Raw genomic sequence first — 12717 nt, 5'->3', positions numbered from 1 at the left:
CCATGGGGCCATAATCACAAACCCAGATAACCTCTATTCAAAGGAATTGATGAATGAGCATAAAAAAAATATCGGTAACAATGGTGATCGCCAGCATGAGTATATTGCTGACATCCTGCGCATCTGACCCGCAGCCAACATGGAGAAAAGAGGGCGTGTCACACGATGACACTCTCACTGCATTGTCTCAATGCAAATATGAGATCCGTCTGAACAATATCTCTGATGAGGAAAAAAACGAAGTCATCACCGATTGTATGCAGGCCAAGGGGTATCGCTGGAGAGCCTATTAATGACTTCAGCCGGTTGTCATTAATCATGGCAACCGGCTGTTATATTTCTTACTGACCAAACGCCTCATCACTTAATTGTCGCCATCTTCCGTACGCAGGATTGCTCCCTGTCATCCACCCGCTTGGCAAACCAGGCGGTGGTGAGGTTGCGGGTGATCTTGGGGCTCTTTAGCTGGATACCGGGCAAGATGGCGCGGGGTTGCCGTGTCCCGGCCTGTTTGTCGGCCAGGGCGAAGACCCTGTGGTAGAGATCGCTTTTGGCAAAGTCGCTGCTGTCCCCCAGCTTCAGGCTCTGGTGAATGGCTTGCTTGCTCATGTTGACGCGGCTGGCGATGCTGTGGACCGCGAGTTCGGTCTTGCCGGGCAGATCGGAGTCGTAGCGGATGAGATCCCCGTCCAGGGCCAGGGGCTTGCCACTCACCCGGCTTACCGCCGCCTGGAAGGCCGCATTGCGGCTCGCGTACCAGCCCGCATTGAAGTCGGCGAAGCGATAGAGGGTATCCGGGTAGTCGGCGGGATAGCCGAAGATGTGTTTGGTGCCAAACCAGATGCCGCCCCGACGAGTGAACACCTCGTGGCGAACGGACTCCTTCACGGGATAGGGGTAGCCACGGGCGTTGGCTTCGGCAAAGGCGACGCTCACCTGCATGGGGCCGCCGGTGCGCACCGGGTTGAGGTTGCCAAATAGCTGCTTGCCCATGGGGACGCTGCCTATCATGTCTTCGAAGATCTCGCTCATCTCCCGCTCGGTGCGAAGTTTGTCGATACGCTCAGCATAGCTCTTGCCGGTGGGGGATTGGATGGAGAGGGCCGTGCGCACCATGAACTCGGGGATGAGCAGCTTGCCGGCACGGGCATTGATCTCCTTCCAGGCAATCTTGTTGAGGTTGGGCACCACGGGGTCCGCCTGATAGGTCGCCTCCTGCTCCGCCACCGCCAGCACGCTGCAGACGTTGTGATCGCTCACCGTCAGCCCCTGGGTGGTGAGCGCCGTCACCACGTCATTGGCCCAGCCCGGCTTGTCCACCACGTTGCGCGGCAGGAAACGCACGATGCGGCTCTTCATGTCGGCCGGTTTTTGCGGCTGCATCGCCTTAGGCGTGGGGCGCCCCGCCGGCGTCGCCGTGCTGGTCGGGGCGGGAGGCTCGCTGGCACAACCCGACAGCAGGGCAAGGGTAAGCAGTGACAGCCAGCGCCAATGGGCATCAAACAAGGAGTGAGAGGAGATCATGAAGGCTTCCTGAAGAGCGGGACCTGCCCTTCATCGCGAATGAGAGGGCTCGAATGCATGGAGGCGGACATTGTAGGGAACAAGTCTGACAAGATGAAGGCGGATGAACCTGCTGGCCCGCTGGCTGCGGCATCCCCTGGCGCCATCACGCCAGCTCCACCCGGTTTCGTCCCAGATGCTTGGCCTGATAGAGGGCGAGATCGGTGCGCTGGAGCAGGGCATCCACTCCCTCCCCGCTCTGGCTGATACCCAGGGCAAGGCTCACGGTGAATCTTACCCCGTCACCTGAGACCAGCTCTTCGGTCGCGCACCTTATCTGCTCCGCCAGCGCACGGGCCTTATCGCCCGTCATGCCGGGCAGCCAGATAGCAAACTCCTCTCCCCCAAGGCGTGCCACCACCCCATCCAATGGGCAGAGCTGGCGCAGCAGGGTGCTGAATTCACGCAGCACATTGTCGCCGATGGCGTGGCCATAGCGATCGTTGATCAGCTTGAAGTGATCGAGATCCAGCAGCAGGAGCGGCGTCCCCTCCTCTCCGTGCGCCTCCAGCACGGCGCGAAACGCCCGGCGATTGGAGAGCCCGGTCAGCTCGTCTGACATGGCAAGGGAGGAGAGCCGCATCTGGGTGCCATACATCTGCTGCACCATCAGCAGCACACCCCAGGCCGAGGCCAGCATGCCGATCGTGCGCAGGCTGTCTTCCACCGTGGAGAGCCACCAGGGCTGGAAATAGGCCTCATCCATCAGATCGATGACGCCGGAGACGAGCCAGAGGGTCAGCCCGCCGGTGAGGGAGAGATAGGTTTTCAAGGTGATCTGGGCACACTGCACCACCCAGAACATGAACATCAGGGTCAACACGTTGAGCGCTTCGGCCAGAGCCCCGACGGTATAGAGGTTGTGCTCCGCCAGGGGATCAAAACTGGCCCCGGCCAGGATCCCCGTCAGCAGCAGCAGACAGGGCAGGCTCACCAGCGCGAGACGACGGCAGGGAGGAAGCGAGAAGAACCGGGCGGGGTGAACGGATAACCTGAGGGGAGTCTTCATCATGTTTTGGGCTCCAAGCGCGCATGTCTTCTATCCCGAATGGCAGCCATTGGCTGCCATCGCCAGCGAACCCCGACGGCATTCCTGGTGGCAAATCACTGATATTGTGGGCCGATTTTTCCATAAAAAACAATCCCCTCACCATATGGGTCAGGGGATTGTTGCAACAGGGACGGCGCGATCTGCCGTGACATCGGAGTGGGCGGCCCTTCCCTGCTCGCCCTCACGGCAGGCGGGCAGTGCCGCCTCAGGCGCTCTGGCGCAGGGCCTGATGCTGGGCGGCGCCGTTGATCACCGCCTGCAGGGAGGCGTTGACCACGTCGCGACCGACGGCGACGCCACACATCCGGGTGCCCTCGACGCTCAGCAGCACATAAGCGGCGGCGCGGGATTCGGTGCCGGCGGTGAGCGCATGCTCGGAGTAATCCAGCACATCGATGTGCATGCCGGTCTGACGCTGCCAGCCGTTGACCAGGGCCGTGATGGCACCCTCCCCTTCACCACACAATTGCAGGGTGCCGTGGGGGGTCTGCAACTCCAGGCGCAGGCTCTCCTGACTGTCATGACCGAGCTGGAAGCGCCCGATGCGATAGCCGTGGGCCGGCTCAAGATAGTGCTGCTCGAACAGGGTGCGGATCTGCTCCGGGCTGATTTCGCTGCTGCTCGCCTCAGCCTCGGCTTGAACCCGGCGGCTGAAGTCGATTTGCAGCCAGCGCGGCAGTTGCAGACCGAGGTCACGCTCCAGCAGATAGGTCACCCCTCCCTTGCCGGACTGGCTGTTGATGCGGATCACCGCCTCGTAGCTGCGACCGAGATCGGCAGGATCGATGGGCAGGTAAGCCACGTCCCAGTAGTGATCCGGTTTTTCTGCCGCGAGAGACTTGCGGATGGCGTCCTGGTGGCTGCCGGAAAACGCCGTGTAGACCAGCTCGCCGGCATAAGGGTGGCGCGGGTGCAGGGCAATCTGGGTGCAGGCCCCCACGGTGGCGACGATGGCATCCATGTCGGACAGGTCCAGCTCGGGGTCAATCCCCTGGCTGTAGAGGTTCATGGCCATGGTGACGATGTCCATGTTGCCGGTGCGCTCCCCGTTGCCGAGCAGGGTGCCCTCAATGCGATCCGCCCCCGCCAGCACCGCCAGCTCGGCGGCGGCCACCCCGCAGCCTCTGTCGTTGTGGGTGTGGATGGAGATGCTCACCTCGGGTCGCGCCTTGAGGTGTCGGCAGAACCACTCCACCTGATCCGCAAACACGTTGGGGGTGCTCACCTCCACCGTGGCGGGGAGGTTCAGGATCATGGGACGGGCAGCGGCACGCCACTCGTCGATGACGGCGTCACACACCTCGACGGCGAACTCCACCTCGGTGCTGCTGAAGCTCTCCGGAGAATACTGGAAACTCCACTCGGTGCCCGGATTGCGGGCCGCATACTCCCTCACCCAGCGCGCCCCCTGCACGGCGATGGCCTTGACCCCGTCCTTGCCTGAGTTGAACACATAGTTGCGCTGGGTCGGGTTGACCGAGTTGTAGACGTGAACGATGGCCCGCTTCGCCCCCTTGAGCGCCTCGAAGGTGCGGGCGATCAGATCTTCGCGCGCCTGCACCAGCACCTGGATGGTGACGTCATCGGGGATGAGGTTGCGCTCGATGAGTTCGCGCACAAAATCGAAGTCGGGCTGGGAGGCCGCCGGGAAGCCCACCTCGATGTGCTTGAAACCGATGTGGGTCATCAGCGCCCACATTTGCAGCTTCTGGGCCACCGTCATGGGCTCGACCAGCGCCTGGTTGCCATCGCGCAGGTCCACGGCGCACCAGAGCGGTGCCCGCTCCAGTACCCGGTTGGGCCACTGGCGATCCGCCAGGTTGATCACGGGGGCACGGCGGTATTTGCGATGATCGAAGCTCATATTCAGATTCCCTTGACGGATGGGCGAGGCGCTGGACGACCGGGCCGACAGGCGGGTGGGGCAAGGAGGGGAAGCGGGTTGGTGCGGTAACACCGGCCCTGACGAGTCGCGCGGCGGTAACCCCGCGACCGGTTTTCCTGCGGCCCCCGTCGGTCACCGGGGCCGGCCACGGCAGCCGGATCGGGCTGCGGGCGCTGATCCTCTCGCACGCCACCTTTCGGTGTGTCGGCGCAGACGACCTTGTTTGTATGAGCACCCAGTATAGGGAGGTCGTGGGGGCGAGAGATTGCGAAGATTGCACCATTTCATGTCGATTAAGCAATATGGATGCTGTGAATGCCCAATAGCGGGGTGAGTATCACCACTCCCGATGGATTATTCGCCATCTCACCCATCTTCCTTGCTGGCGCCCCCCCGGAAGTGGCAGGGCGCAGGCAATAAAAAACCCCGCCATTGCTGGCGGGGTTTGCGTGCATCGAGCGGGCAGTGTGCTGCCGGTGCTCTTAGCGGTTGTTCACCCTCTCATGCAGCTCCTGCACCGAGTTGACGTTGGCGGTGGCATCCACGCTGATCGCCATGCAGGTGGCGAAGGCCGCGTGCAGCGTGGTGGTGTAGGCCACCTTGTGCTGCAGGGCGCCGCGGCGCAGTTGCTTGGAATCCTGGATGGCCTGACGACCCTCGGCGGTGTTGACGATGTAGGTGTACTCGCCATTCTTGATGCGATCCAGAATGTGCGGACGCCCCTCGTGCACCTTGTTGACCAGACGCGGGTTGATGCTCGCCTCGCCCAAGGTCACGGCGGTGCCGTGGGTGGCGTCAAGGTCATAGCCCAGCTCCAGCAGCTTGGCGGCCAGGTTCACCACCCGCTCCTTGTCGCCGTGGCGCACGGACAAGAGGGCGCGACCTTCGCTCGGCACCTGGTGACCGGCACCCAGCTGCGCCTTGGCATAGGCCTCGGCGAAGCTGCTGCCCACCCCCATGACTTCGCCAGTGGAGCGCATTTCCGGCCCCAGCAGCGGGTCCACACCCGGGAACTTGGCGAACGGCAGTACCACTTCCTTCACCGAGTAGTAGGGCGGGATGATCTCGGTGGTGAAGCCCTGTTCTTTCAGGCTCTGACCGGCCATGACGCGGGCGGCAATCTTGGCCAGCGGAGCGCCGGTGGCCTTGGAGACGAAGGGCACGGTACGGGCGGCACGGGGGTTCACCTCGATGAGGTAGATCTCGTTGTCTTTCACCGCGAACTGCACGTTCATCAGACCGACCACGCCAAGTTCCAGCGCCAGTTTGCGCACCTGCTCGCGCATCTCGTCCTGAATCGCCTTGGACAGGGTGTAGGGCGGCAGGGAGCAGGCGGAGTCACCGGAGTGAATGCCGGCCTGTTCGATGTGCTCCATGATGCCACCGATGACCACGTCAACGCCGTCGCAGATGGCGTCCACGTCAACCTCGGTGGCGTCGTCCAGGAAGCGGTCCAGCAGCACCGGCGACTCGTTGGAGACGCTCACTGCCTCGGCGAAGTAGCGGCGCAGGTCCTGCTCGTCATAGACGATTTCCATGGCGCGGCCACCCAGCACGTAGGAGGGGCGAACCACCAGCGGGTAGGTGATGCGCGTGGCCAGTTGCACGGCCTGCTCCAGGGCGGTGACGGTGCCGTTTTCCGGCTGCTTGAGCCCCAGACGCTCAACGGCGGACTGGAAGCGCTCGCGATCTTCCGCGCGGTCGATAGCATCCGGGCTGGTACCAATCACCGGCACGCCGTTCGCTTCCAATGCCCGCGCCAGTTTCAGTGGAGTCTGGCCGCCGTACTGGACGATGACGCCCTTGGGCTGCTCGACCCGCACGATTTCCAGCACGTCTTCCAGGGTCACCGGCTCGAAGTAGAGACGGTCCGAGGTGTCGTAGTCGGTGGAGACGGTTTCCGGGTTGCAGTTGACCATGATGGTCTCGTAACCGTCTTCGCGCAGGGCCAGGGCCGCGTGTACGCAGCAGTAGTCGAACTCGATGCCCTGACCGATACGGTTCGGGCCGCCACCGATGACCATGATCTTGTCGCGGTTGGTGGGGTTGGCCTCGCACTCCTCGTCGTAGCTGGAGTACATGTAGGCGGTGTTGGTAGCGAACTCGGCCGCGCAGGTATCGACCCGCTTGTAGACCGGGAAGATGTTGTGGCGGGCACGCAATTTACGCACTTCACCTTCGGCCACGCCGAGGATCTTGGCCAGACGGGCGTCGGCAAAGCCTTTGCGCTTGAGGGCGCGCAGGAAGTCGGCGTCAAGACCGGCCATGCCGCGCTCTTTCACCTGCTCTTCCAGTTTCACCAACTCTTCAATCTGCACCAGGAACCAGGGGTCAATCTTGGTCAGCTTGAACACGCCGTCCATGGAGAGGCCGGCGCGGAAGGCGTCGGCGATGTAGAAGATGCGCTCGGCACCAGCATCCTGCAGCTCGTGACGGATGCGGGTCAGGGAGTCGGGGGCGTTCAGGTCAACCATGGGGTCGAAGCCGGTCTTGCCGGTCTCGAGACCACGCAGGGCCTTGTGCAGGGACTCCTGGAAGTTGCGGCCGATGGCCATCACTTCACCCACGGACTTCATCTGGGTGGTCAGACGGTCGTTGGCACCGGCGAACTTCTCGAAGTTGAAGCGCGGCACCTTGGTCACCACGTAGTCGATGGCCGGCTCGAAGGAGGCCGGGGTACGACCACCGGTGATGTCGTTCATCAGCTCGTCCAGAGTGTAACCGATGGCGAGCTTGGCGGCGATCTTGGCGATGGGGAAACCGGTCGCCTTGGAGGCCAGCGCAGAGGAGCGCGACACCCGCGGGTTCATCTCGATGATGACCATGCGGCCGTCTTTGGGGTTGATGCCGAACTGGACGTTGGAGCCGCCGGTCTCGACACCGATCTCGCGCAGCACCGCCATGGAGGCGTTGCGCATGATCTGGTACTCCTTGTCGGTCAGCGTCTGGGCTGGCGCGACCGTGATGGAGTCACCGGTGTGGATGCCCATGGGGTCGAAGTTTTCGATGGCGCAGACGATGATGCAGTTGTCGTTGCGATCCCGCACCACTTCCATCTCGTACTCTTTCCAGCCGATGAGCGACTCGTCGATGAGCAGCTCCTTGGTCGGGGAGAGATCCAGACCGCGCTCGCAGATCTCCACGAACTCTTCGGTGTTGTAGGCGATGCCGCCGCCCGAGCCACCCATGGTAAAGGAGGGACGGATGATGCAGGGGAAGCCTACCATCTGCTGCACGCCCCAGGCCTCTTCCATGTTGTGGGCGATGCCGGCACGGGGGCACTCGAGACCGATGCTGCGCATGGCCTTGTCAAAGCGGGAGCGATCCTCGGCCTTGTCGATGGCGTCGGCGGTGGCGCCGATCATCTCGACACCGAACTCCTTGAGCACGCCATGCTGCTCCAGCGCCAGGGCGCAGTTCAGCGCAGTCTGACCACCCATGGTGGGCAGGATGGCGTCCGGGCGCTCTTTCTTGATGATCTCGCGCACCACTTCCCAGGTGATGGGCTCGATGTAGGTGGCGTCGGCCATCTCCGGGTCGGTCATGATGGTGGCCGGGTTGGAGTTCACCAAGATGACGCGGTAGCCCTCTTCTTTCAGGGCCTTGCACGCCTGGGCGCCGGAGTAGTCGAATTCGCAGGCCTGACCGATGACGATAGGGCCGGCGCCGAGGATCAGGATGCTCTGTAGGTCGTTACGTTTTGGCATGGCTCTCTTTATCCTCTTAGGCGCGATACTGCTTAATCAATTCAATAAAGTGGTCGAACAGACCGGCACAATCGTGCGGGCCCGGGCTCGCTTCGGGGTGACCCTGGAAGCTGAAGGCCGGACGGTCGGTGCGATGGATGCCCTGGAGCGACCCATCGAACAGGGAGACGTGGGTGGCACGCAGGCACTCGGGCAGGGTCTGCTCGTCCACCGCAAAGCCGTGGTTCTGGGCGGTGATCATCACGGTGTTGTCGTCCAGACTCTTCACCGGGTGGTTGGCACCGTGGTGGCCGAACTTCATCTTGATGGTCTTGGCGCCGGAGGCCAGGCCCAGCAACTGGTGACCCAGGCAGATACCGAACACCGGGGTGCTGGTATCAAGGAAGGTCTTGATCGCCTCGATGGCGTAGTCGCACGGCTCGGGGTCGCCGGGGCCGTTGGAGAGGAAGATGCCATCCGGATTCATCGCCAGTACCTCGGCGGCCGGGGTCTTGGCCGGCACCACGGTCAGGCGGCAGCCACGGTCCACCAGCATGCGCAGGATGTTGCGCTTCACGCCGAAGTCGTAGGCCACCACGTGGTATTTCAACTCATCGGCCGCCGGGGTGACGTGGCCCTTGCCGAGCTGCCAGCTGCCTTCAGTCCAGCTGTAGGATTCGCTCACGGTCACTTCCTTGGCCAGGTCCATCCCCTTCAAACCGGGGAAGGCGCGGGCCTGTTCGAGGGCATGGGCTTCATCGAGCTGCTTGCCGGCCAGGATGCAACCGGCCTGGGCGCCTTTTTCACGCAGGATGCGGGTCAGCTTGCGGGTGTCGATGTCGGCGATGCCAACGATGTTGTGGGACTTGAGGTAATCGGAGAGGGATTGCTGATTGCGGAAGTTGGAGGCCAGTATCGGAAGGTCCCGGATGATGAGGCCCTGAGCATGGACCTGACTGGACTCTTCATCTTCGCTGTTGGTGCCGGTGTTGCCTATATGGGGGTAAGTGAGGGTAACGATCTGACGGGAATAGGAGGGATCTGTGAGGATTTCCTGATAACCCGTCATCGACGTGTTGAAAACCACTTCACCAACGGAACATCCCTCGGCGCCTATCGACACGCCTTTGAACACAGTTCCATCTTCCAGCACTAGCAATGCAGTGTGATTCAAGACAACCTCCAGTTATTTAGCTTTAAATTCAGCAATTTACCTGGGTGTTGCGGGCTCGGTTCCGGTCTTTGACAGGACTCGAACCCGGCAGATTTCTGGCAAATTGGGCGCATTCTACTTAAAAACGATCTCATTTCAACGTCTTTTCTCGTTTGAAATGCATCTAAATTCAATAAACAAGCAACATTACCCATTATCTATGCACTCACTCGCTTTGCAACCCCCTCTTCAAAAAGAAAAGCCAAACACAGACAACAAAGCGGCGCCCGATGCCATGCAACGTACAAAAAACCAAATTTACCACTTAATAAACAGCAAGATAGAAAATTAAAAAATAAACAACACAACAGCAAAAACACCATTTGAAGCCAGAAAAGTGAACACCAAGAATAGAAAACGTTTTTCTTGGATTGCATTTTTAGTCTATTTCACATCAAGGCGAAATGCCCCCCGCAGGGGAATATTGAGACCCAAACCCGTTACCCCTTGATGACATTTTTGTCGCAAGAGGGTGGCAGGCTTGTAAGAATGGCAGGATTTAGCGAGGTTCACTCAAAAAGTGATGATTAAGGCTTATTTCTACAAAAAAGTGACAAAAAACCCCGGCGGACCGGGGTTTGGCAACCAGTACGGGAGTCTGCACTCCCCCTGAAGACGGTTTATTTCAGACCGAGCACATCCTGCATATCATAGAGACCGGCCCCTTGCTGGCCGAGCCACTTACCCGCCCGCACTGCACCGTTGGCGAAGGTCAGACGGCTGGAAGCCTTGTGGCTGATCTCGACCCGCTCACCGATGTCGGCGAACATGACGGTGTGCTCCCCCACCAGATCCCCGGCGCGGATGGTGGCAAAGCCGATGGTGTTGCGATCCCGCTCACCGGTGATCCCCTCACGGCCATAGACGGCGCACTCTTTCAGATCCCGGCCCAGGGTTTTCGCCACCACTTCCCCCATGGAGAGCGCGGTGCCGGACGGAGCATCCACCTTGTGTCTGTGGTGCCCCTCGATGATCTCGATGTCGGTGTACTCCCCCATCACCCTGGCCGCCTGCTCCAGCAGCTTGAACACCAGGTTGACCCCGACCGAGTAGTTGGAGGCGAAGACGATGCCGATCTGCTTGCCCGCCTCGTGCAGGGCCGCCTTGCCCGCCTCGTCAAAGCCGGTGGTGCCGATCACCATCTGCTTGCCATGCGCCAGTGCAAAGGCGAGGTTCGCCAGGGTCACCTCGGGGCGGGTGAAGTCGATGATGAGATCGAATTCGTCCTTCACCTTCTCCAGACTGTCGCTGATGATGACGCCAAGGCGCCCCAGGCCGTTGAGTTCACCCGCATCCAGACCTATCACGGCAGAGCCCGGTCGTTCCAGCGCCGCTCCCACCACCACGCCCTCGGCGTTGGCGATAGCCTCCAGCAGCACCTTGCCCATACGACCATTACAGCCCATCACGGCCACACGGATCGGATTGTCCATCTCCACCCTCTCATCTCTTTATTATGGAAAGAGACCGTTTTACCAGCCCGCGCCCCCTTTGAAAAGCCCGATCTGGCCCGCCAAACCACCCCGACATTTAAACGATAAATTCATTAAAAACAGAATAAATAACGGAATTACCAGACAAGTCAGAATCAAGAAGTAAAAAGCCCTATCCATCTGGACGGCTATCTTGACCCGGGCGGGCCGACTCACTACTGTTGGCCCCCCATGGTGGCAGGATGCCCGCCCTGTGCCCGCCCTGGAGGCGCCACAGGCAACGACAGGAGGTCATTGTTCAAGTTTCGAGGAACACATGATCCAGACCCAACCCCGTGCCAGAGCCCTGCTGCCCCTTCTGGTCTTTCTTGCCCTCTTCATCGGTACCGGTACCTGGCTGACCCTGCAGGGGGTCGAGTTCGCCTTCTACCAGCTCCCCGCCCCCGTTGCCGCCCTGCCCGCCGTCATGCTGGCCCTGCTGATGGGACGCGAGGGGTTCAACAAGAACCTCGAGACCTTCTTCAAGGGGGTGGGCGAGAGCAACATCATGGCCATGTGCCTCATCTATTTGCTGGCGGGCGCCTTCGCCACCGTGGCCAAGGCCACCGGCGGGGTGGATGCCACGGTCGCCCTCGGTCTCTCCCTCATTCCGGGCTGGTGCCTGCTGCCGGGGCTCTTCCTCATCTCTGCCTTCATTGCCACCGCCATGGGTACCTCCATGGGCACCATCGGCGCCGTGGCACCGGTGGCGCTGGGCGTCGCCCAGGCCGCCGGCATCGATCCGATGCTGATGGCGGGGACCATCCTCTCCGGCGCCATGTTCGGGGACAACCTCTCCATCATCTCCGACACCACCATCGCCGCCACCCGCAGCCAGGGCTGCGAGATGAAGGACAAGTTTCGCGAGAACATCAAGATTGCCGCCCCCGCCGCCGTGCTGGTGATCCTGCTCTATCTGGTGCTGGGCTCCACCGGTGAAGCGCCGGCCCCCACCGCCGAGGCGGACTTGCTCAAGGTCGCCCCCTATCTGCTGATCCTGGTGCTGGCCCTCTCTGGCATGAACGTCTTCATGGTACTGGGGCTCGGCATCCTGGCGGCCGGTGGCGTGGGGCTGCTTGGCAGCTACTCTCTCGGCCAGTTCAGCAAGGACATCTATCAGGGCTTTACCAGCATGCAGGAGATCTTCCTGCTCTCCATGCTCATCGGCGGTCTGGGTGCCCTGATGGAACGCCAGGGGGGGCTCGCATGGATAAGTGAGCGCATCGCCGCCCTGATTGCGCGCTTCACCCGCCATCACGATGGCGAACAGAACGAGAAGGCGGCCGAGCTCGGCATCGCCGGCGTGGTGAGCCTCACCAACCTGTGCACCGCCAACAACACCGTGGCCATCATAGTCGCGAGCAAGGTGGCCAGGGATCTGGCGGACCATCACGGGGTCACCCCGCGCCGCGCCGCCTCCATGCTGGACATCTTCTCCTGCGTGGTACAGGGGCTGATTCCCTGGGGCGCCCAGGCGCTGCTGCTGGGTTCCATCTTCGCCCTCTCGCCGATCCTGGTCGTGAGCATGAGCTTCTACCCCATGGCGCTGGCACTGGCCGCCATCGTGGCTGTCTTCCTCAAGCACCAGATGGGCGCAGTGGCTCCCGCCCCCCACCGTTCCTGACACCCGACCTCAGGGGCCGCCCGGCTGGCGGCCCCGCCATCAGCTTTTCATCCCGTCGGCCCCTTGCTAAGGTAGCGCCAGCCCACCTTTGCCCAGGAGTCCCCATGCCGGATACCCAACCCGAACGCCAGAACCTGCGCCAGCTCATTCGCCAGCGCAGAAAAAGCCTGAGCCAGGCCGAGCAGCAGGCGGCGGCCCAACAGCTGGTCGAGCGCTTCCAGGA

The 12717-nt window shown here is 61.7% G+C and carries 8 protein-coding genes; 2 read left to right on the top strand and 6 right to left on the bottom strand.

The features are described 5' to 3' along the window. The first annotated feature begins 53 nt into the window (after positions 1-53). Positions 54-293: a hypothetical protein gene (locus tag AB5Y59_RS05265; RefSeq protein ID WP_052224769.1), complete on the top strand. Its 240-nt coding sequence runs from the start codon at positions 54-56 to the stop codon at positions 291-293. A 67-nt stretch (positions 294-360) separates the two neighbouring features. On the opposite strand, the gene AB5Y59_RS05260 is transcribed toward AB5Y59_RS05265, so the two are convergent. From AB5Y59_RS05260 to dapB, 6 genes are all read right to left on the bottom strand, one after another. Continuing rightward, complete coding sequence (locus AB5Y59_RS05260) at positions 361-1524, bottom strand: DUF1615 domain-containing protein (protein ID WP_268453318.1); 1164 nt, start codon at positions 1522-1524, stop codon at positions 361-363. A gap of 145 nt (positions 1525-1669) precedes the next feature. Further along, positions 1670-2575, bottom strand: coding sequence for a GGDEF domain-containing protein (locus tag AB5Y59_RS05255; protein ID WP_368211605.1), 906 nt, complete (start codon positions 2573-2575; stop codon positions 1670-1672). A 244-nt stretch (positions 2576-2819) separates the two neighbouring features. Then, complete coding sequence (leuA, locus tag AB5Y59_RS05250) at positions 2820-4478, bottom strand: 2-isopropylmalate synthase (protein WP_041213099.1); 1659 nt, start codon at positions 4476-4478, stop codon at positions 2820-2822. Positions 4479-4981: 503 nt separating this feature from the next. Beyond that, complete coding sequence (gene carB / locus AB5Y59_RS05245; RefSeq protein WP_103242930.1) at positions 4982-8206, bottom strand: carbamoyl-phosphate synthase large subunit; 3225 nt, start codon at positions 8204-8206, stop codon at positions 4982-4984. A 16-nt stretch (positions 8207-8222) separates the two neighbouring features. After that, a complete protein-coding gene (gene carA / locus AB5Y59_RS05240) occupies positions 8223-9359 on the bottom strand; it encodes a glutamine-hydrolyzing carbamoyl-phosphate synthase small subunit (protein WP_139737688.1) in 1137 nt (378 codons plus the stop codon). A gap of 659 nt (positions 9360-10018) precedes the next feature. Continuing rightward, positions 10019-10831, bottom strand: a complete 813-nt coding sequence (gene dapB, locus AB5Y59_RS05235) for a 4-hydroxy-tetrahydrodipicolinate reductase (protein ID WP_010675190.1) — start codon at positions 10829-10831, stop codon at positions 10019-10021. A gap of 316 nt (positions 10832-11147) precedes the next feature. On the opposite strand from dapB, the gene AB5Y59_RS05230 reads away from it, so the two are divergent. Continuing rightward, positions 11148-12494: a Na+/H+ antiporter NhaC family protein gene (locus tag AB5Y59_RS05230; RefSeq protein ID WP_039040381.1), complete on the top strand. Its 1347-nt coding sequence runs from the start codon at positions 11148-11150 to the stop codon at positions 12492-12494. Positions 12495-12717: the final 223 nt, after the last annotated feature.

It is taken from the genome of Aeromonas sp. s10, from assembly GCF_040907975.1.
GTDB lineage: Bacteria > Pseudomonadota > Gammaproteobacteria > Enterobacterales > Aeromonadaceae > Aeromonas > Aeromonas caviae.
The sequence above is the reverse complement of the archived record's forward strand: the minus strand, read 5'-3'. Positions and strand labels throughout refer to the sequence as shown.

Coding starts and splice junctions, on each gene's coding strand:
- AB5Y59_RS05265 (WP_052224769.1), top strand. CDS start 54: ATGAGCATAAAAAAAATATCGGTAACAATGGTGATCGCCAGCATGAGT.
- AB5Y59_RS05260 (WP_268453318.1), bottom strand. CDS start 1,524: ATGATCTCCTCTCACTCCTTGTTTGATGCCCATTGGCGCTGGCTGTCA.
- AB5Y59_RS05255 (WP_368211605.1), bottom strand. CDS start 2,575: ATGATGAAGACTCCCCTCAGGTTATCCGTTCACCCCGCCCGGTTCTTC.
- leuA (WP_041213099.1), bottom strand. CDS start 4,478: ATGAGCTTCGATCATCGCAAATACCGCCGTGCCCCCGTGATCAACCTG.
- carB (WP_103242930.1), bottom strand. CDS start 8,206: ATGCCAAAACGTAACGACCTACAGAGCATCCTGATCCTCGGCGCCGGC.
- dapB (WP_010675190.1), bottom strand. CDS start 10,831: ATGGACAATCCGATCCGTGTGGCCGTGATGGGCTGTAATGGTCGTATG.
- AB5Y59_RS05230 (WP_039040381.1), top strand. CDS start 11,148: ATGATCCAGACCCAACCCCGTGCCAGAGCCCTGCTGCCCCTTCTGGTC.